The sequence below is a fragment of the Mesorhizobium sp. M0051 genome (assembly GCF_040323235.1).
Classification (GTDB): domain Bacteria; phylum Pseudomonadota; class Alphaproteobacteria; order Rhizobiales; family Rhizobiaceae; genus Mesorhizobium.
Map to the genome: position 1 here is coordinate 165,862 of NZ_JAMYUT010000002.1, position 20,807 is coordinate 186,668.

The window sequence follows — 20,807 nt, forward strand, 5'->3', positions numbered from 1 at the left end:
ATTTTCCCATGCTTGAAAAGACCTACGACGCCAAAACCGTCGAGCCGAAGATCGCCAAAGTCTGGGAAGAGGCCGACGCGTTTCGCGCCGGTGCCGGGGCCGAGGAGGGGGCGGAGGCCTTCACCATCGTCATCCCGCCGCCGAACGTCACCGGTTCGCTGCATATGGGGCACGCGCTTAACAACACGCTGCAGGACATATTGGTGCGCTTCGAGCGCATGCGCGGCAAGAACGTCTTGTGGCAGCCGGGCATGGACCATGCCGGCATCGCCACACAGATGGTGGTCGAGCGCCAGCTTATGGAAAAGCAGATCCACCGCCGCGACCTGACCCGCGAGCAGTTCATCGAGAAAGTGTGGGAGTGGAAGGCCGAATCCGGTGGCGCGATCTTCAACCAGCTGAAGCGGCTCGGCGCCTCCGCCGATTGGTCACGCGAACGCTTCACCATGGACGAGGGCCTGTCCAAGGCCGTGCTTGAAGTGTTCGTCACGCTCTACAAGGAAGGCCTGATCTACAAGGACAAGCGTCTTGTGAACTGGGACCCGAAGCTGCTGACCGCGATCTCCGATCTCGAGGTCGAGCAGCAGGAGGTCAACGGCAATCTCTGGCATTTCCGCTACCCCATAGAGGGCCAGGCCTTCGACCCGGAAAACCCAAAAACCTTCATCACCGTGGCGACGACGCGCCCCGAGACGATGCTGGGCGATACGGCCGTTGCCGTATACCCCGACGATGAGCGTTTCCGGCACCTGGTCGGCAAGAACATCGTTCTGCCGATCGTCGGCCGCAAGATTCCCGTCGTGGCGGATGAATATTCCGACCCTGAGAAGGGCTCCGGGGCGGTCAAGATCACGCCGGCGCACGACTTCAACGACTTCGAGGTCGGCAAGCGTCACAAGCTGCCGGCGATCAACATCCTGACCACCGCGGCGGCGGTAAGCCTCAAGGACAATGAGGATTTTCTTGCCGGTCTCGAGGTGACGCCGGAGCGCCAGGCGGTCTGGAATGAACTCGACGGGCTCGACCGCTTCGTCGCGCGCAAGAAGATAGTCGAGCTGATGGAAGAAGGCGGTTTCCTCGAAAAGGTCGAGCCGCATCGCCACGCCGTACCGCATGGCGACCGCGGCGGCGTGCCGATCGAGCCGTTCCTGACCGAGCAATGGTATGCCAACGCGGCGGAGCTGGCCAAACCGGCGATCGCATCGGTGCGCGAGGGCCGCACGAACTTCGTGCCGAAGAACTGGGAGAAGACCTATTTCGACTGGATGGAGAACATCCAGCCCTGGTGCATCTCGCGCCAGCTCTGGTGGGGTCACCAGATCCCGGCCTGGTACGGGCCGGACGGACGGGTCTTCGTCGAGAAGACCGAGGAAGAGGCGCTCGGCGCGGCGATCGAATATTATCTGGCGCTGGAAGGGCCGTGGAAGGCATGGGTCGAGGACAAGCTCGAGAATTTCCAGCCAGGCGAGATCCTGACCCGCGACGAGGATGTGCTCGACACCTGGTTCTCGTCGGCGCTGTGGCCGTTCTCGACCTTGGGATGGCCGGACGAGACACCCGAGCTGAACACCTACTACCAGACCGACGTGCTGGTGACCGGCTTCGACATCATCTTCTTCTGGGTCGCCCGCATGATGATGATGGGCTTGCACTTCATGGACGAGGAGCCTTTCCACACCGTCTATGTCCATGCGCTGGTCCGCGACAAGAACGGGCAGAAGATGTCGAAGTCGAAAGGCAACGTCATCGACCCGCTCGACCTCATAGACGAATACGGCGCCGATGCGCTGCGCTTCACCCTGACGGTGATGGCGGCCCAAGGCCGCGACGTGAAGCTCGACCCGGCGCGCATCGCCGGCTATCGCAACTTCGGCACCAAGCTGTGGAACGCGACGCGTTTTGCCGAGATGAACGAGGTTGCGCGCGATGACGATTTCTGGCTGAACGACGCCAAGCTGGCGGTCAACCGCTGGATCCTGACCGAGCTGACGCGCGCCGCGCGCGAGATCACCGACGGCATTACCTCATACCGCTTCAACGAGGCGGCGGGTGCCGCATACCGCTTCGTCTGGAACCTGTTCTGCGACTGGTACCTGGAACTGCTGAAGCCGGTGTTCATGGGCTCCGACGAGGCGGCGAAGGCCGAAAGCCGCGCTTGCGTCGCTTTCGTGCTGGACGAGATCTACAAGCTGCTGCATCCGATGATGCCGTTCATGACCGAGGAGCTGTGGGCGCAGACCGCTGGCGAAGGCAAGGAACGCGCGTCGCTGCTATGCCATGCTGCATGGCCGTCGCCGGACTTCGAAGACGCGGATGCCGCCGCCGACATCAACTGGCTGGTCGACCTCGTTTCAGGCATCCGCTCCGTGCGCTCGGAAATGAACGTGCCGCCGGCTGCCATTGCACCGCTGGTGGTAGTCGGTGCCAACGATGTGACGCGCGAACGGCTTGTCCGTGAGGATTCGGCGATCAGGCGGCTGGCACGCGTCGGCGACATCTCGCTGGCCGATGTTGCGCCAAAGGGTTCGGCGCAGATCGTGCTCAACGAGGCGACGATCTGCCTGCCGCTCGGCAGCCTGATCGATCTTGTCGCGGAGGCGGCACGGCTGCGGAAGGAACTGGCCAAGGTGACCGAGGAAATCGCGCGCCTGCACAAGAAGCTGTCGAACGAAAGGTTCGTCGCCAGCGCGCCGGCAGAGATCGTCGAGGCAGAGCGCGAAAAGCTCACCGAATACCGCGACGCGCAGGAGAAGCTTTCGGTCGCGTTGACCAGGGTTCGCGACGCCGGTTGAGGGCGGGATTCGCGAGATTTTAGCGCCCTCTAAAATGGCAGCATTTTTGCCTCGAAAACAGGCATTCCGTTGCGTTAATGTTGACGTAAACGGAAGTTTTAGCCCCATTGTTGCCATAATGTAACAATGGGGCCGGATACCCGCAAAATGCCCTCTTCTTGGGCCATTTTGGAGAAGTTTCCCCGATTTTGTTGGTTCATTTGCACCCAAATGCCGTGTTTTCGGTCTTGCGGGAGAGTCGGAATTTTGCGGAAAACGCACTCTGATCAACTGTACGTGTACGCTTCTTGAATTCGTTGTTGCACCGTTAACCTGAATTGGTTCTAGCTTGATGCACGGTTATTCGGGGGAGGACATCCATGAACAATTTGCGTCTGAAAGCACTGCTGGGGGCAGGGTGCTTGTCGCTGGCTTTGATCGGAACCGCGATGAGTTCGGCGCATGCTGGCGGCCTGGAGCGCGGCGGTTACGACATCGATCTTTTGTTTGACCCTGCGCCGTTCTCTACGGAAGCGGAAGCGACTTACGTGATGCCGGATCGTAAGCTCAAGAATGCGCGCGGTCCTGGCGGGGCCGACCTAGGTTTCGGGACCTCGGCCGATGGGGCCGAGAACTATTGGGTCCCGCGCATCGGCGCGAAGGCCCAAATCGTCCAAGGTGTCGACTGTATGATTGACTACTCGCAGCCTTGGGGTGCGCATGTTGCGCCCGGCGTGTGGAATGGTGCGTTTTCCAACATGGAAACCGACATCAAAAGCGATAACTACGCTGCGACTTGCTCTTACAAAATGGATGCGGGCAAGGGTCAACTCCGCTTTATCGGCGGTGTTTTCTACCAGAAGGTCTACGGTTTCAAGGAAAGCCTGGTGTCACCGCTGGTGCCCGACTTCGGCGGCACCGGTCGCGTCGATCTGACGAGCAACGGCTGGGGCTGGCGCGCCGGCCTTGCCTACGAAATCCCCGACATCGCGTTGCGCGCGAGCCTCGTCTATAATTCGAAAGTTAAGCTCGATAGCATTTCGGGCACGCTCGATCTGACAAATGTCGGCAGCGTCGTTCTTCCGATCTACGGCTCAACGCAGTACATGCCGGACGTGGTGGAATTGAAAATGCAGTCGGGCATCGCGCCCGGCTGGCTCGCCTTCGGTTCGATCAAGTGGGTTAACTGGAGCGTGCTACAGAGTGTGCCGATCTGTCCGGTCGGTGTCCCAAGCGCGTTTTGCTTCACGAACTCGCCAGGCGAAGTAACGTCGCTCGACCTGATGTATCGTGACGGCTGGACGGTCACGGGCGGCATCGGTCATAAGTTCAACGACGAGTGGAGTGCGGCCGGCCAGCTCTCCTGGGATCGCGGCACTTCGCATGGCTACGGCTCGCAGACGGACTCCTGGACGCTGGGGGGCGGTGTCGCTTACACCCCTAAGCCGAATATCGAGGTTCGCTTGGCTGGCGCGGTTGGCGTGCTGACAAGCGGTCATTCCGGTATATTGATTGGGGAGAACGGTAAAGTTGTTGGAGATGACGCCACCTACGACTTCGGCAACGATCTCGTCACAGCGATTTCAGGCGGCCTCAAGATCAAGTTCTAAACCTCTGAAAAGCTGAACGAAAAAGGCCGGGCATCGCTCGGCCTTTTTCGTTGGCAGGTCTGGTCAGGCGTCCAGTTACCCAAGCCGCGTTGCATATAAATAGCACCGCTTTCACCTCGTGCAATTGTGACGTTTCGGCAACACTTTCTGAACAACCCCTGCGCTAAAGGTCAGGCCAAGGAAATTGCCCATTTCCCGCCATAAACCCGGCGCACCTCGATCTTGTCTCGGGACACGCGCCAAAAGGCTCGGCGATGGGGCAGGCCGCATCGCCCCCTTTTCAGGGAAGATGTGGGCAAGGAAGAGTATGGACGCCAAAGTCATTTCCAAGGCTAAGCTCCCCAGCCGCCATGTGACCGTCGGTCCGGCGCGGGCGCCGCACCGTTCCTATCTCTACGCAATGGGCTTGTCGGCAGCCGAGATCGCGCAGCCGCTGGTCGGCGTCGCATCCTGCTGGAACGAGGCGGCCCCCTGCAACATCTCGCTGATGCGCCAGGCGCAGGTGGTCAAGAAGGGCGTTGCGGCCGCCAATGGCACGCCGCGCGAATTCTGCACCATCACCGTCACCGATGGCATCGCCATGGGTCACCAGGGCATGAAGTCGTCGCTGGTGTCGCGCGAGGTCATAGCCGATTCAGTCGAACTCACCATGCGCGGCCATTGCTATGACGCGTTGGTTGGGCTGGCCGGCTGCGACAAGTCGCTGCCCGGCATGATGATGGCCATGGTGCGGCTCAACGTGCCGTCGATCTTCATCTATGGCGGTTCGATCCTGCCCGGCAGCTACCGCGGCCGCCCCATCACCGTGCAGGATGTGTTCGAGGCGGTCGGCCAACATTCGGTCGGCAAGATCGATGATGCCGAACTTCTCGAAATCGAACAGGCGGCCTGTCCGTCGGCTGGCTCCTGTGGCGCCCAGTTCACCGCCAACACCATGGCCACCGTCGCCGAAGCGATCGGCCTGGCGTTGCCCTATTCCTGTGGCGCGCCGGCGCCGTACGAAATGCGAGATCGTTTCAATTTCGCTTCGGGCGAAAAAATCATGGAGTTGATCGCGAAAAATATCCGGCCGCGCGACATCGTCACGCTGAAGGCACTGGAAAATGCGGCGACCGTGGTTTCGGCCACCGGCGGCTCGACCAACGCAGCACTGCATCTGCCGGCGATCGCACACGAGGCCGGCATCAAGTTCGACCTGTTCGACGTGGCGAAGATCTTCGAGAAGACGCCTTACATCGCCGACCTCAAGCCGGGCGGCAAATATGTCGCCAAGGACATGTTCGAGGCCGGCGGCATCCCGCTGTTGATGAAGACATTGCTCGACCACGGCTATCTGCACGGTGACTGCCTGACCGTGACTGGCCGCACTTTGGCCGAAAATATGGAGCACGTTGCCTGGAATGAACACCAGGATGTGGTCCGCCCGGCCAACACACCCATTACCCAAACCGGCGGTGTCGTTGGGTTGAAGGGAAACCTCGCCCCCGAAGGCGCGATCGTCAAAGTCGCCGGCATGTCGGAGCTGAAGTTCTCCGGCCCGGCACGCTGTTTCGATTCGGAAGAGGAATGTTTCGAGGCGGTAACGCATCGCAACTACAGGGAAGGCGAGGTTCTCGTCATTCGCTACGAAGGGCCGCGCGGCGGCCCCGGCATGCGCGAAATGCTGTCGACGACGGCAGCGCTCTATGGCCAGGGCATGGGCGGCAAGGTGGCGCTGATCACCGACGGGCGCTTCTCGGGCGCGACGCGCGGTTTCTGCATCGGCCATGTCGGGCCGGAGGCAGCGGTGGGCGGTCCGATCGGGCTGCTCAGGAATGGCGACGTGATCTCGATCGACGCGGTGAACGGCACGATCGATGTGGCGTTATCCCAAAGCGAACTGGCGGCGAGGGCGAAGACGTGGAAGGCGCGCAAGACCGACTATCAGTCGGGCGCGATATGGAAATATGCACAGACGGTGGGGCCGGCGCGCGATGGCGCGGTGACCCATCCGGGCGGTGCGAAAGAAACACATTGCTATGCGGACATCTGAGTTGTTGAGGTCGTCTGTCTTTTCGGCACTGGTCGTGGCTGCCACTTTTGGCGCGACCTTTGGCGCCGTGGGCCAGGCCATGGCCTTCGATGACAAGGTGTTCGACGACAAGACCGGCGTGAAGCCGCAGTCGAGCCCGTGGGCGGTGTTCCAGTTCGGCTTCTCCGCCTACAAGAACGGACACAAGGAACAGGCTGCCGAGGCCTACAAATATGCCGCCGAAAACGGCCAGATCGGCGCCACCTGGAAGCTTGCCCGCATGTATGCGGAAGGCGACGGCGTGGCGCGCGACGACTATGAGGCGTTCAAGTTCTTCTCGGAGATCGTCGACCAGGATGTCGAGCCCGGCTCGCCCGAGGAAAGCTATGTCTCCGATGCGCTGGTGGCGCTCGGCGACTATCTGCGCAAGGGCATTCCCGGCAGTCCGGTCACCGAGAACGAGGTGGCCGCTCAGGAATATTACATGCGCGCCGCCGCCAACTACCGCAATCCGAACGCGCAGTTCGAGATGGGGCAGATGTTCCTGAAGGGCGAGGGCGGCGTGAAGGCCAGTGTCAAGCAGGCTGGGCGCTGGTTCCAACTCGCCGCCGAGAAGGGCCATGCCGGCGCGCAGGCGACATTGGGCCACCTGCTGTTCCAGAGCGGCAAGATCGTTCGCGGCCTGGCGATGATGACGGCTGCGCTCGAACGCGCTTCGCCGGCCGATCAGCCCTGGATACGCGGCATGCAGGAGGAGGCATTTGCCACCGCCGGCGAAGCCGACCGCCGCACCGCGATCTCGCTGGCGGACGATATCCTCACCAAGGGCAGCAACTCGGACCAGTAGGCGCTGCTGCCGCCTGTCGGAATCAGTTCTCGGTCGGCTCCGTCGGCACCATGCTGGGCGCGGGCGTCGAGATCGGTGTGGCATGCAGGTGCGGCGCCATCGTGTTTGCGGGGCAGTTGTCGCCGACCTTCGTCCACGAGGTGTTGTTGAGCACCATGTCGCAGCGGGCAAGATGGCTCTGGCCGGCAAGCGTCAGGCAGGCGACCTGGCCAAGCTGGTAGGATTTTCCATTGGCCAGGCATTCCTGATCGGCAAGCGCCGCGGCAGGAGCGGCCATGGCAAATGCCAGGCCGATCGGACAAAGATGAAATCGTATGGTCATAGAATCCCAGCCGCCATGCTGACCAAGCAATGAACGGCGCGAAATGTGGCGATATGAGGGTTAGCGCCGTCAGGCTGGCTGGAGCGCGAGATCGATCGCCACCGGGACGTGATCGGACGGCTTTTCCCAGGCGCGGACATGCTTTTCGATCATGGCCGATGAGAACCGGTTGGCGGCTTCCGGCGACAAAAGCAGATGGTCGATGCGGATGCCGTTGTTCTTCTGCCAGGCGCCGGCCTGATAGTCCCAAAACGTATAGGCGTCAGTCGCGTCGGTGACTGCGCGCACCGCCTCGGTGAACCCAAGGTTGAGTAGCCGGCGGAAGGCTTGCCGCGTCTGCGGCTGGAACAGCGCATCGCCCAGCCAGTTCTCCGGAAACCGCGCGTCGATCGGCTCGGGGATAACGTTGTAGTCGCCGGCCAGCACAAGCGCCTCTTCGAGCTTCAGGCGCTCTTCAGCCCAGCGCTCCAGACGTGCCATCCAGGATAGCTTGTAGGAGAACTTCTTCTCGTCATCGATCGGATTGCCGTTCGGCAGATAGAGCGACGCTACGCGCAGCGCGCCCTTGTCCGTCGAGAAAACGCCTTCGATGAAACGCGCCTGCTCGTCGGCATCGTCGCCGGGCAGGCCCCTGACAACTTCGTCGAAGCGCAACTTCGACAGGATGGCGACGCCATTGAAACCCTTCTGGCCATAGGTTTCGACATTGTAGCCAAGCGCCTCGATCTCGGCGCGCGGGAACTGCTCGTCGACCGTCTTGATCTCCTGCAGGCAGGCGATATCGGGCGCGCTTTCGGTCAGCCAATGAGTCAGGTTGCCGATGCGGGCGCGCACGCCGTTGATGTTCCAGGTGACGATTTTCATAACGGTTCCGATGCTGCTCAGTTGGGGTCTTGCGGCGGATGGCGTTCGACGAGCCCGATCGTATTGCCGGCCGGGTCCTTTAGGAAGGCCATCCATTCGGTTTCCCCAGCTGGGCCGAACTGGCCCTCGCTGTCACGATGGACAAGCGTCGGCGTCGCTGTGAAGGGGACGCCGGCCGCCGCCGCCGAGGCGTGGAAATCGTCGAGACCCGATATGTCGAGATAAACTGTCCCTGCCGGTATGCCGTCGGTGAACAACAGCCTGATATCGCCGGCCATGATAAACGCGATGCCGGGCGGATCGAAGCGCGCATGCAGGTTCATGCCCAGTACGTCGCGCCAAAAGGCTAGCGTGGCGTCGAGGTCGCGGCCAGCCGCCAGCGCGATCTGACGGACCGCGCCGATGGCAGGCATTCTATATGGAAAAGCTCGTGCCGCAGCCGCAGGAGGCGACTGCGTTCGGATTTCGGATCTGGAACGACTGGCCCATCAAATCATCGACGAAATCGATCACCGAACCGCCCATATAGACCAGCGACAGATCGTCGATCAGCACCGTGGCGCCATCCTTCTCGATGGCGACGTCATCGTCGTTGCGCGTGTCGACCAGATCGAACTTGTAGGAAAAGCCGGAGCAACCGCCGCCTTCGACGGAAACGCGCAGCGCCGTCTTGCCCGCCTCACCCGAGACAATCTTTGCGATCCGCTTGGCGGCGGCCTCGGTCATGTCGACTTTCATGGCAGTCTTGGCATCCGCGCCCATCGGCGTCACCTTGCTTTCGGTTTCACATGATAGGTATGAAGCGCGAGGGGCCAAGTCAACCAGGCTCAAATTATCTGGACCAAGTCAACTGCGGCGGCATCAGCCATGACCAATGAGTTGGGCGACATCGGATTTGGTTATCGGCCACGCGCGGCCTATGCCTGCGATCCGGCAAAGTCGCGCGGACGGCTTTTCGACGAGGTGGAGAGCCCGACCCGCACGCCGTTCCAGCGCGACCGTGACCGCATCATCCACTCGACGGCCTTCCGCCGTCTCAAGCACAAGACGCAGGTGTTCATCGCCCATGAAGGCGACCATTACCGCACTCGGCTGACCCATTCGATCGAAGTGGCGCAGATCGCGCGCGCTTTGGCACGAGCGCTGCGCGGCGATGAGGATCTCGCCGAGGCGGTGGCTCTGGTGCATGATTTCGGCCATACGCCCTTCGGCCACACCGGCGAGGACGCGCTGAACGAGAAGATGGCCGCCTGGGGTGGTTTCGACCACAATGCGCAATCGCTGCGCATCGTGACGAGGCTGGAGGCGCGCTATGCCGAATTCGATGGGCTCAACCTGACCTGGGAAACGCTGGAAGGCCTGGTCAAGCACAATGGACCGCTGACGGATGCCGACGGTCAAGGCCTGAAAGGGCGGGTGCCGCAGGCGATCCGTGATTATTCCGAGCTGCACGACCTCGAACTGGACCGGTTTGCCGGCATCGAGGCGCAATGCGCTGCGATCGCCGACGACATCGCCTACAACACGCACGATATCGACGATGGCCTGAGAGCAGGGCTGCTGACGCTGGATATGCTGGAGACGGTTTCGCTGCCCGGAACCATTCTGAAAGGTGTGCGCACACGCTATCCCTCTCTTGATGACGTACGCACCGGCCATGAGCTGATGCGGCGGCAGATCACCGCCATGGTCGAGGATGTTATCGTCTCCACCACTGCCAATCTGGAGCGCATCAGGCCACGGAACGCCGATGCCGTGAGAGCGGCTGGCGAGACGATGGTGACTTTCTCGGCCGAAATGGCCGCCTTCGAGAAAGAACTGAAGGCCTTTCTCTACAAGCATCTTTATCGGCACGCGGAAGTCATGCGTGTGCGCGCGGACGCCGAGCGGATCGTCAACGATCTGTTCGACGCCTATTTCGCCGATCCGCGCGCCATGCCGGACGGCTGGCGCGAGGGACTGGATCGGGCCGCCGTTCGCATCAAGGCGCGCAGCGTTGCTGATTTTCTGGCGGGTATGACCGACACCTATGCGCTCAAGGAACATCGGCGTTTGTTTGACCATACGCCGGAATTGAGCTAGGGCGGGCTCGATTTTGCCGGCCAACGAGCCGGATTCCCTGTAAAGCCACCAGAGCCATTCCCATGAATATCTTCGCCGACTTCACCGCGCGAATCATAAAAGCTGTCGAAGCGCTTGATTTGAAAGACAGTAATGGCGTTTCGCCGGATCTGTCGCGCATTGCCGTCGAGCCGCCGCGCGACGCCAGCCATGGCGACCTGGCGACCAATGCGGCAATGGTGCTGGCCAAGCCGACCGGCCAGAACCCGCGCGCGCTGGCCGAGAAATTGGCGCAAGCGCTGCGTGACGACAAGGATGTCGCCGCCACCGAAGTGGCTGGCCCTGGCTTCGTCAATCTCCGGCTCAAGGACGGCTTTTGGCAGGTGCATCTGACCGCCTTGCTTGGCGAAGGCCGCAACTATGGCCGCTCGACGATTGGCGCTGGCAGGAAGACCAACGTCGAATATGTCTCGGCCAATCCGACAGGGCCGATGCACGTCGGCCATTGCAGGGGCGCTGTCGTTGGCGACGCGCTGGCCAACCTGATGGCCTTTGCCGGCTACGACGTGACCAAGGAATACGTCATCAACGATGCCGGCTCGCAGATCGACGTGCTCGGTCGCTCCGCATTCCTGCGGTACCGCGAAGCGCTCGGCGAGGACATCGGCGAAATACCTCCCGGTCTCTATCCCGGCGATTACCTTGTCCCTGTCGGGCAGACGCTGGCCAAGGAGTTTGGCCGCTCTTTGCTGCAGATGCCGGACGACGAGGCGCTCGCCATTGTCAAGGACCGCACCATCGATGCGATGATGGCGATGATCCGCGAGGATCTGGCGATGCTCAACGTGCATCACGACGTGTTCTTCTCCGAGCGCACGCTGCACGCCGACAATGCCAGGAAGATCCGCTCGGCGATAAACGATTTGACGCTGAAGGGCCACATCTACAAGGGCAAATTGCCGCCGCCCAAGGGCGAGAAGCCTGATGATTGGGAGGACCGCGAGCAGACGCTGTTCCGCTCGACCGCGGTCGGCGACGACATGGACCGGGCGCTGGTCAAGTCGGACGGCTCCTTCACCTATTTCGCCGCCGATGTCGCCTATCTCAAGGACAAGGTCGATCGCGGCTTCGTCGACCTGATCTATGTGCTCGGCGCCGACCATGGCGGCTATGTCAAGCGACTGGAAGCGCTGGCGCGGGCGATTGCCGGCGACGAGGTGAAGCTCACCGTGCTGCTTTGCCAATTGGTGAAGCTGTTTCGCGACGGCGAGCCGGTGCGCATGTCGAAGCGGTCCGGCGATTTCGTGACGCTGCGCGAAGTGGTGGAGGAGGTCGGCCGAGACGCGATCCGCTTCATGATGCTCTACCGCAAGAACGACGCGCCGCTGGATTTCGATTTCGCCAAGGTGACCGAGCAGTCCAAGGACAATCCGGTGTTCTATGTGCAGTACGCTTCGGCGCGCTGCCATTCGGTATTCAGGCAGGCGAGCGAGCAACTGGGCGAGGCTAATTTCGATCGCAACAGCCTCGCGTCCGCCGTGGCTTTGCTGGCCGACGAGGGCGAAATCGGCCTGATCCGCAAGCTTGCCGAATATCCCCGCCTGATCGAGTCGGCCGCACTTGCGCTCGAGCCCCATCGGCTGGCATTCTACCTTTATGATCTGGCCTCCAGCTTCCACGGACACTGGAACCGTGGCACGGATAATCCCGACTTACGTTTTGTTAAGGTTAACGACCGACAATTGACGCATGCCAGACTAGGGCTGGTGCAGGCTGTTTCAGACGTTTTGACGTCCGGCCTGACGCTGATCGGAGCCGCCGCGCCCACCGAAATGCGTTAGGTTTGACTAAATAACCTGTCACCTTTTGCCCACATTGCGCTGGTAAGGGCCAACCCTACGCGACGTCCATGGCGTCCGAATGAGTGCGAGTTCGGGAACAATAATGGCAGACAGAACCCAGCTGAGAGTAGCCGACAACAACGACATCGCCGACGATGATCCGTTCGCGGAACTGACCAGGATCATGGGGTTCGACCCGCGCCAGCCGGTCAAGCCGCAGTCGCCCGCCCAGCCGAAAGCCCCAGCCGCCGATCATGCGGCGGAAGAGGGCGATTTCGATATCGATCTCGAGAAGGAAATGATGGCCGAATTCGGCGCTGACGACAGCGACGCCGTTCCGGTTGCCGAGGTCCATGAGCGGACTTCCGAACAGCCTGCGTTCGAAACGGCTGAGGCCGTCGCAACGGACGACGAGTTCTCGGTTTCGCTCGACGACGATTTCCATCTGGACATGGCTGACGTCGACGACCAAGCTACCGGCTCCAGCCAATCGGGCGCTGCCGAAGCCGCACCGTCCGTCGAGCCGGCTTTCGACGCCGATTTCGGCAATGCCGTCGCCAGTTCGCTTGAGGATGTCTCGCCCTTCGAGGACGATCAGCCGATGGCGGACGAGTTTGCCGCGTCGCTCGACCATGACTTCCGGATTGACGAGGAAGCTGAAGAGGTCCAGCACGCTGTTGACGACGCGCCTGCTGCCGAGACGGCCGCCTCCGATCATGAATTCGACGATGTGATTGCGATCTCGCTCGAAGACGAGCTGATGCTCGACGACCATTCGGTGATGGAACAGGCCCACAGGGCTGCCGATCCCGTCGAGTACCCCATGCCGGAGCAGGCTGCTGCGCCTGACGGTCAGGCCCCCGACGAAAATTTTGCCTCCGACGAAAATCTTGCCAGCCATCTCGACGACGGCATGGCAGATGTCGACATGGATTTTGACGTTCGCGCTGACGAGCCGGTCGCATCCGAGGAGCCGGAAGCGCATGATATGCTTGCCGATAGCGCGGATGCGCAGGGCGAGACGCCCAGCGCTGAAGCAGGGTCGGATGATGCTTTCGACCTGAATTTCGACGACACGTTTGCCGAAACAGTCGAAGAACCGGCCACTGAGTTTGTCGCCGCTCCGGTCCAGCCGGTGGCGCCAGACGTCATCGCAGCCGAGCCGGAGCAAACCCCGATCGAGGACGAACGGAGCCTGGAAGACGAGTTGAATGCGCTGCTGGGCGCCATGACCGCGCGCTCGGCGCCTGTAGCCAAGGAGGAGCCGGTCATGGCTCAGCCGGCTGTCGCCGCGCAGTCGCCTGTCGCCGAGGCTGCAGAGACCACCGAGGAGCCGGCCGATGTTGTCGGTGAGCTCGACTGGGATCTTGACGAACCCGCTCCTGAGGAGCCTAACCACCTCGGCACCGCCCAGGCGGCCGATGCCGATGTCGACGATCTTTTGCATGATGAACCTGAAGATCGGGATCCGGGCTCGGAGGCTGCCGGACATGGTGATGTCGATTTCGACGATGACGCCTTCGACGCGGCCTTTGCCAAAAGCCTGGACCCGCGTGATGCGTCCGCTTCCCGGGACAATTCGACGGATTCTCTCGATTGGCCGGCGGAGCGTTCCACGCCGCCCGAGCCAGTCCGTTCGTGGAGCCGCGTGACGCCGGTTCCGCAACAGCCCTCATTTAGCGCTCAGCCTCCGGTTGGTGGTCAGCCGGCCGCTTCGATGGCACCCATGACCACAGCCTCGGCGGTCGCCGGGGTGACGTCCTACCGTTCGGCCGAGCCGGTCGAAACTGTCGCCCCTGTATCCGCGCCGCAATCGCGCCAGTCAGCGCGTTACGAAGACATGCCCGATGTCGAGACGGTCGATGTGCCCGAGCGTGTCGTGGCGCTGGCGGACGATCTCGACATTCCGGAACTGCATTTCGAGGATGATCAGCCGGCGTCACCTGGCTATGACGATCTCGACGCCGAGTTCTCCAGCCTTCTCTCCGAGATGAACGCGGTGGAGGTCGCTCCCGCCGCCGCGAGCTACGTGGCGTCTTACGAAGATGATTCTTACGCCGCGGGTTTCAAGCCGGGTTATGACACAGCCAAGCAGGGCTATGACAGCGCGAAGCCGGGCTATGACAGCGTCAAGCCGGGCTATGACAGGGCCAAGCCGGGCTATGACAGGGCCTCGCTGGGTTATGAGCCGGAAGCGCGGACCTATGCGGCGCGGCCCATGGAAGTGTCTGCCCGCACGGCGGCGCCTACAGGTTATGCCGATGCCGCCGACGGCTTCGATCTCGACAGTCTGCCCGGCAATCAGCCGGCTTCACAGGCGGACGATTTCACCGTCGACGAACTCGACTACGATCCCGAACTCAATGAGGCGATGGCTGTTCCGGGCCTCGGCGAGCGTGAGGCCGCAAGGCCTTCGCGCGGACGTGGCCTGCTCATCGCCGCGATTGTCGGTGGGGTGGCGGTCGCAGGCGGCCTTGGCGCCTTTGCGCTGTCTTTCGGCGGCAAGGGCGGTAGTGAAGCGCCCGTGATCGTTAAGGCCGACAACGCGCCGATCAAGGTCAAGCCGGAGAATCCGGGCGGGGCCGTGGTACCGAACCAGGACAACAAGGTCTATGACGCGGTCAGGGGTGCGAAGCCCGCCGAGCCGGTCCAGGAGAAACTGGTTACCAACACCGAAGACCCGGTAGACGTACAGGCGAAGGATCCGAGCCGCGCCATCGATCTTTCGCCGGACCAGAACGCCGGCGCCGCAGTCGCCATCGGACCCGATGACGGCAACGCCGCGCCGACCGCCGGTGCCGCTTCGGCCGACAACACAGCGCCCGCGCCCAAGTCCGAGGATCGCATCGCGCAGGTGCTGCAGGATGCCGACAAAGGTACCAACGCCGATGTCGTTGCCGTTGCGCCGCGCAAGGTGAGGACCATGGTGGTCAAGTCGGATGGTTCGCTGGTGCCGCGTGAGGATCCGGCGCCGGCCGCACCGCAAGTGGCCGCAACCGAGCCGGTCGACCCGGCGCCGCAGCATGTTGCGCCGTTGGCGAAGGCCGATGCGGACCAGACCGGCACTGTGGCGCCCGCCGCCGCCCAGGCAGATGATGGGCCGGCTCTCAAACCGGTGGCTGCAGCGCCGGTGGCGGCAGCGCCGGTAGCGACAGCCAAGCCCAAGGCTGAGGCCAAGGCGCAGTCCGCCAACACGCCGACCAAGGTTCCGGTCGCGCCGCAGCGTCCGTCCGACCAGCCGGTTGATGTCGTCGGCGAGGTCAAGCCCGATCAGGTCGCGTCCATCGATCCGGCGTCGACCGCGACCGGCGGCGGCTCGTGGTCGATGCAGATTGCTTCACAGCCGACGGTCGAGAGCGCCCAGTCCAGCTATCAGGATCTGCAGCGCCGCTATGGCAGCGTGCTCGGCGGTCGTACCGCCAACATCGTCAAGGCCGAGATCGCCGGCAAGGGCACGTTCTACCGCGTGCGCGTTCCGGCCCAGTCGCGCAATGATGCGATCAATTTGTGCACCAGCTACAAGGCCGCCGGCGGCAACTGCTTCGTCTCGCGCTAGAGCCGGAGCCAACCAATTGAAAAAGCCGGCGCGGTGACCGCGCCGGCTTTTTCATGGGGAAAGCAGATCTGGCGTTTGACGGCTTGTGACCCAGATGATTCCCTTTGATCGCGTGAAGCCCTAAACTGCTGACATGACCGAATCAAAATCCATGATCCTCGGCTGTGCCGGGAAATCGCTCACCCGCGAAGAAATCAATTTCTATCGCAATGAATGCCCTTGGGCCTTCATCCTGTTTGCGCGCAACATCGGCGAGACCGAACAGATCCGCGATCTGGTCGCTGAGATGCGCGACTGTATCGGTCGTCCGGACGCTCTGGTGTTCATCGACCAGGAGGGCGGCCGTGTGCAGCGCCTGCGGCCGCCATTGGCGCCGAACTATCCGGCCGGTGGTGCGCTCGGCGCGCTGTGGCGCGACGACCATGATGCCGGCGCCCGCGCGGCCTGGCTGATGGCGCGGCTGCATGCCTTTGACCTGCTGCGCTACGGCATCACCGCGGATTGCCTGCCGGTGCTCGACGTGCCGATCGAGGGCGCCAGCGATGTCATCGGCGCGCGTGCGTATGGCAAGGAACCGCGACCGGTGATCGAACTCGGCCGCGCTGCGGCCGAAGGGTTGATGTCGGGCGGCGTGCTGCCGGTCATGAAGCACATTCCGGGCCATGGACGCGCCTTTGCCGATACGCATTTCGAATTGCCTGTGGTCAATGCCTCGCTGAGCGATCTGCAGCGGCATGATTTCGCCCCGTTCCGGGAGCTCAATCATCTGCCGATGGCGATGACGGCGCATGTCGTTTATAGCGCCATCGATCCCAACAATCCGGCGACCACCTCAGGCAAGGTCATCGACGAGATCATCCGGCGCGAAATCGGTTTCGACGGGTTGCTGATGAGCGACGACACCTCGATGAAGGCACTTTCTGGGGATTTCCCGACAAAGGCGGCCTCGATCCTTGCCGCGGGCTGCGATCTGGTCCTTCACTGCAATGGCGTTTTCGAGGAGATGGCCGGCATCGCATCGCGGACCACGGGGCTCGAGGGCGCGTCGCTGGAGCGCGCAAAGCGGGCGCTGACCTATATAAAGAACCGGGACACGGTTGAAGAAACCGAAATACGTGCCGAATTCGCCACCTACTTCGATGCGGTGGCCTAGCAAGGGAAAGTGAAAAGCAGTGGCGGAAACATTGGAAAGCAAGGCCGCGAAGGCCGCACCGATGGACCGTCTGTGGGCTGAGAATGACGATTCACGCGTCACCGGCGACCCATCGCTGGTCGTCGACGTGGCCGGCTTCGAAGGTCCGCTCGATCTTCTGTTGCATCTCGCCCGCACCCAGAAAGTCGATCTGGCGCGCATTTCCATCCTGGCACTGGTCGAGCAATATCTGACCTTTGTCGAGACGGCGAGGGCACTCAGGCTCGAGCTTGCCGCCGACTATCTGGTGATGGCGGCGTGGCTGGCTTTCCTCAAGTCGAAGCTTCTGATCCCCAAACAGCCGGGCGATGAGGGCGAAAGCGGCGAGGAACTGGCGGCGGTGCTGCAGTTCCGGCTGAAGCGGCTGGAAGCCATGCGCGACGCCTCGGCTCGCCTTGTCAACCGCAACCGGCTTGGCCGTGATGTGTTCGCGCGCGGCATGCCGGAAATGGTCATCGTCGAAAAGCGTAACGCCTATTCGGCCTCGCTCTACGATCTCCTGACCGCCTATGCCCAGCAGCGGCAGAAGCAGGCGATCAACAATGTGACGATCGCCAGGCGTGGTGTCTGGTCGCTCAAGGACGCGCGCGATATCCTGACCCGCCTGGTCGGAGCCCTGCACGACTGGGCGACGCTGGAAAGTTTCCTGATCGTGTACATGACCAGCCCCGAGGAGCGGCGCACGGCGATCGCCAGCTCTTTCGCGGCCACGCTGGAACTGGTGCGCGAAGGCACGATGGACATGCGGCAGGACGAAGTGTTCGCTCCGATCTATCTGCGCGGCCGCGCGCAGGCAATCAAGGCAGTCGAGGTGGCATCATGAGCGAACGCGCCAACGCTTCGGTTATCCCGTTCAAGGTCGGCGATGAACCCGAAGAGGAGTCGCTCTCCCAGTATCCTTCAGAGCAGCAGGTGCAGAATCCGGCCGAGCGGCTGCATCTGGCGGAAGCCGTACGCATGGCGGAGGCAATCGTGTTCGCCAGCGCTGAACCTGTCAGCGAAAAGCAGCTTGCGGCGCGTCTGCCAGATGGCATCAACGTCGCCCTGGCCATGGCCGAACTGCGCCAGATCTATGCCCGGCGCGGCGTCAATCTGGTGCGCGTCGGCGATGCCTGGGCATTCCGCACCGCCGGCGATCTGGCTTTCCTGATGAGCCGCGATACTGTCCAACAAAGGAGGCTGTCGCGCGCGGCGCTCGAGGTGTTGGCGATCATTGCCTATCACCAGCCAGTGACGCGCGCCGAAATAGAGGACATCCGCGGCGTTGAAACCTCGAAAGGGACGCTCGACACGCTGCTGGAAACGGAATGGGTGCGCATGCGTGGCCGGCGCAAAACGCCGGGACGCCCTGTCACCTACGGCACCACCGACACTTTCCTTGATCATTTCGCGCTGGAGGAGATCCGCGATCTTCCGGGCATGGAGGAACTGAAAGGGGCCGGGCTGCTTTCGGGCCGCATGCCGTCGAATTTCTCCATTCCGCAGCCGCCGGCCGATCCCGACGCGTTGACCGACGACGAGGACGCTCTGACCGACATCGACCTCGAGGAACTCGGCCTGCTGACGCCGCGCGTCACGGAGGATTGACTGGCGTAGCTGCCAATCTGTCGAGGATGCGCGGATTCGTAGCGGGCCATCGCGTTGAAAATGCGTGACATCCGCCACCCTTTCATAAACTCTGTCGCAGTTGTGTTTGAATCCCTACGCGAAAGCGCATAGATCATCGCCAGGGAAAACGTTCGAGAGAGATTTGCTATGGGTTCATTTTCGATTTGGCATTGGATGATCGTGCTGGTGATCGTGCTGCTGGTGTTCGGCCGCGGCAAGATTCCCGAGCTGATGGGCGACATGGCCAAGGGCATCAAGAGCTTCAAGAAGGGCATGGCCGACGATGACGTTGCCGAAGACAAGCGCACCGTCGAACACCGTGCGGATGAGACCGTTGCGGCCGCGAAGGAAAAAGCCAGCAAGAGCTGAGCCACAGGTTCTAGTCGGAACAGAGTGCCATGTTTGAAGTCGGCTGGACCGAAATGCTGGTCATCGCGATCGTCATGATCGTGGTCGTCGGACCCAAGGATTTGCCCAATATGCTGCGCACTTTCGGGCGCACGACGGCGAAGCTGCGCGCGATGGCGTCCGATTTCCAGAAGCAGTTCAACGAAGCGCTGAAGGAAGCCGAGCTTGACGACGTCAAGAAGTCGGTCGACGAGCTCAGAGGCCTCAGCCCGATGGCCGAGATCAAGAAGCAGCTCAATCCGTTCGAGCAGGCCGCGGCCGACGTTCGCTCCGGCGTCGATGCGGCGATGAAGCCCAAGCCGGCGGCCGATCCGGCAATGCCTGCCGCTTCGACGCCGCTGGCGGCCGAGCCTTTGAAGAATGGCGCAACGACCATGCCTGGCGTCAACGGGCCGGAAGCCACGCCGGCAGCGCCAATTTTCCCGGCAATGGCCGATGACTCGGTGGTGACGTCGTCATTGCCGACAGAACCGGTCGTGGCGCCAAAGGCGTCCGCGGCGAAGGTGGCCAAGGCTGCGCCGGCAAAGGCAATGCCGGTTGCAAAAGTACCGGCCACGGCTTCGACGAATGTCGCAAAGGCTCCTGCGCCGGCGAAAACGATCGCCACCAAGGCCCCGCCTACGCCCAAAGCGCCAGCGAAGACCGTGGCGGCGGCAAAGGCTGAAACGCGCAAAACCGCGAAGCCTGCTGCGGCCAAGGCGATCGCGATCAAGACCGTGGCGAAAGCCGATCCGAAGCCTACGCCGGCCAAGACACCGGCGGCCAAGAAGACGGCGGGAGCCGCCAAGTGAGCGTTTCGGACAAGGAAAAGGACGAGATCGAGAAATCGTCGGCACCGCTGATGGAGCATCTGATCGAGTTGCGCCGGCGGTTGATCTGGTCGCTGGGCGGCTTCTTCGTCGCGTTTCTCGTCTGCTTCTTCTTCGCCAAGAAGCTGTTCAACCTTCTGGTCGTCCCGTTCAGATGGGCAACGCAGTGGGCAGGGCTCGATCCGCACAAGGTCGAGCTGATCTACACCGCGCCGCAGGAATTCTTCTTCACCCAGGTCAAGCTCGCAATGTTCGGTGGCATGGTGATCGCCTTTCCGCTGATCGCCACGCAGATCTACAAGTTCATCGCTCCAGGCCTCTATAAGAACGAGCGCAACGCCTTCCTGCCGTTCCTGATCGCTTCGCCGATCCTGTTCCTGATGGGCGCGTCTCTGGTCTATTTCTTCTTCACGCCGATGGTGATGTGGTTCTTCCTCGCCATGCAGCAGACCGGCACCGACGAACAGGTGCAGATTTCGCTGCTGCCGAAAGTGTCGGAATATCTCAGCCTGATCATGACGCTGATCTTTTCCTTCGGCCTGGTATTCCAGCTACCGGTGGTGACCAGCCTGATGACGCGGGTCGGCATGCTGTCGTCCAAGGCGCTGGCCGAGAAGCGCAAATGGGCAATCGTGATTGCCTTCGTCGTCGCCGCGGTGCTGACACCACCCGATCCGATGAGCCAGATCGGCCTGGCCCTCCCGACGATCCTTCTCTACGAGGTCTCCATCTGGGCTGCCCGTCTGATCGAGCGCGATCAGGAAAAGCAGCGTGTGGCGCGCGAGAGACAGGACACAGCGGAAACCGTGGCGGACAAAGCCCCAGACGAGCCTCCGGCGCCTGCTGCCTCCTAATACCGGGCTGCGTGGAAAACGGCTGCCGCTGCCTCGCCTCATCTTGCATCGAT

Annotated in this window: 17 protein-coding genes; 13 read left to right on the forward strand and 4 right to left on the reverse strand. The window is 62.2% G+C overall.

Features of this window, described 5'->3' with window-relative positions; translation table 11 throughout:
* Nucleotides 1-8 precede the first annotated feature (8 nt).
* From NKJ90_RS02700 to NKJ90_RS02715, 4 genes are all read left to right on the forward strand, one after another.
* Nucleotides 9-2,792: a valine--tRNA ligase gene (locus NKJ90_RS02700; protein WP_023757635.1), complete on the forward strand. Its 2,784-nt coding sequence runs from the start codon at nt 9-11 to the stop codon at nt 2,790-2,792.
* A 359-nt stretch (nt 2,793-3,151) separates the two neighbouring features.
* On the forward strand, nt 3,152-4,381 hold the full coding sequence (locus tag NKJ90_RS02705) for an OmpP1/FadL family transporter (protein WP_023757634.1): 1,230 nt from the start codon (nt 3,152-3,154) through the stop codon (nt 4,379-4,381).
* A 307-nt stretch (nt 4,382-4,688) separates the two neighbouring features.
* A complete protein-coding gene (gene ilvD / locus NKJ90_RS02710) occupies nt 4,689-6,413 on the forward strand; it encodes a dihydroxy-acid dehydratase (protein ID WP_023757633.1) in 1,725 nt (574 codons plus the stop codon).
* The gene (locus NKJ90_RS02715; protein ID WP_023757632.1) at nt 6,400-7,239 is read left to right on the forward strand and encodes a tetratricopeptide repeat protein; all 840 of its coding nucleotides are present in this window, start codon (nt 6,400-6,402) and stop codon (nt 7,237-7,239) included. Before ilvD ends, NKJ90_RS02715 begins: the two co-directional genes overlap by 14 nt.
* A 22-nt stretch (nt 7,240-7,261) precedes the next feature.
* Here the strand turns inward: NKJ90_RS02715 and NKJ90_RS02720 are convergent, their stop codons facing one another.
* The 4 genes from NKJ90_RS02720 to erpA form a co-directional block, all read right to left on the reverse strand.
* The gene (locus tag NKJ90_RS02720) at nt 7,262-7,516 is read right to left on the reverse strand and encodes a hypothetical protein (protein WP_245266432.1); all 255 of its coding nucleotides are present in this window, start codon (nt 7,514-7,516) and stop codon (nt 7,262-7,264) included.
* Nucleotides 7,517-7,630: 114 nt separating this feature from the next.
* Entirely contained in the window at nt 7,631-8,425 is a 795-nt protein-coding gene (xth, locus tag NKJ90_RS02725; protein WP_023757630.1) for an exodeoxyribonuclease III, read from the reverse strand.
* 17 nt (nt 8,426-8,442) lie between these two features.
* Nucleotides 8,443-8,838 carry a VOC family protein gene (locus tag NKJ90_RS02730; RefSeq protein ID WP_023757629.1) on the reverse strand — a complete coding sequence of 132 codons (396 nt, stop codon included), beginning with the start codon at nt 8,836-8,838 and terminating at the stop codon, nt 8,443-8,445.
* Nucleotide 8,839: 1 nt separating this feature from the next.
* Entirely contained in the window at nt 8,840-9,187 is a 348-nt protein-coding gene (gene erpA, locus NKJ90_RS02735; RefSeq protein ID WP_031259639.1) for an iron-sulfur cluster insertion protein ErpA, read from the reverse strand.
* Between the two features lie 105 nt (nt 9,188-9,292).
* On the opposite strand from erpA, the gene NKJ90_RS02740 reads away from it, so the two are divergent.
* From NKJ90_RS02740 to tatC, 9 genes are all read left to right on the forward strand, one after another.
* Nucleotides 9,293-10,507 carry a deoxyguanosinetriphosphate triphosphohydrolase gene (locus tag NKJ90_RS02740; RefSeq protein ID WP_023757627.1) on the forward strand — a complete coding sequence of 405 codons (1,215 nt, stop codon included), beginning with the start codon at nt 9,293-9,295 and terminating at the stop codon, nt 10,505-10,507.
* 62 nt (nt 10,508-10,569) lie between these two features.
* Nucleotides 10,570-12,327 (forward strand): arginine--tRNA ligase, encoded by a 1,758-nt coding sequence (gene argS, locus NKJ90_RS02745; RefSeq protein ID WP_023757626.1) that lies wholly within the window; start codon nt 10,570-10,572, stop codon nt 12,325-12,327.
* 103 nt (nt 12,328-12,430) lie between these two features.
* Nucleotides 12,431-15,883 carry an SPOR domain-containing protein gene (locus NKJ90_RS02750; RefSeq protein WP_023757625.1) on the forward strand — a complete coding sequence of 1,151 codons (3,453 nt, stop codon included), beginning with the start codon at nt 12,431-12,433 and terminating at the stop codon, nt 15,881-15,883.
* A gap of 133 nt (nt 15,884-16,016) precedes the next feature.
* Entirely contained in the window at nt 16,017-17,036 is a 1,020-nt protein-coding gene (nagZ, locus tag NKJ90_RS02755; RefSeq protein ID WP_023757624.1) for a beta-N-acetylhexosaminidase, read from the forward strand.
* A gap of 61 nt (nt 17,037-17,097) precedes the next feature.
* On the forward strand, nt 17,098-17,898 hold the full coding sequence (locus NKJ90_RS02760) for a segregation and condensation protein A (protein WP_023757623.1): 801 nt from the start codon (nt 17,098-17,100) through the stop codon (nt 17,896-17,898).
* Nucleotides 17,895-18,662, forward strand: coding sequence for an SMC-Scp complex subunit ScpB (scpB, locus tag NKJ90_RS02765; RefSeq protein WP_023757622.1), 768 nt, complete (start codon nt 17,895-17,897; stop codon nt 18,660-18,662). The genes NKJ90_RS02760 and scpB overlap by 4 nt, the downstream gene beginning before the upstream one ends.
* Before the next feature lie 168 nt (nt 18,663-18,830).
* Nucleotides 18,831-19,052: a twin-arginine translocase TatA/TatE family subunit gene (locus NKJ90_RS02770; protein ID WP_013531295.1), complete on the forward strand. Its 222-nt coding sequence runs from the start codon at nt 18,831-18,833 to the stop codon at nt 19,050-19,052.
* Nucleotides 19,053-19,081: 29 nt separating this feature from the next.
* The gene (gene tatB, locus NKJ90_RS02775) at nt 19,082-19,882 is read left to right on the forward strand and encodes a Sec-independent protein translocase protein TatB (protein WP_023757621.1); all 801 of its coding nucleotides are present in this window, start codon (nt 19,082-19,084) and stop codon (nt 19,880-19,882) included.
* Complete coding sequence (gene tatC / locus NKJ90_RS02780; RefSeq protein WP_023757620.1) at nt 19,879-20,754, forward strand: twin-arginine translocase subunit TatC; 876 nt, start codon at nt 19,879-19,881, stop codon at nt 20,752-20,754. Before tatB ends, tatC begins: the two co-directional genes overlap by 4 nt.
* The last annotated feature ends 53 nt before the right edge of the window (nt 20,755-20,807 follow it).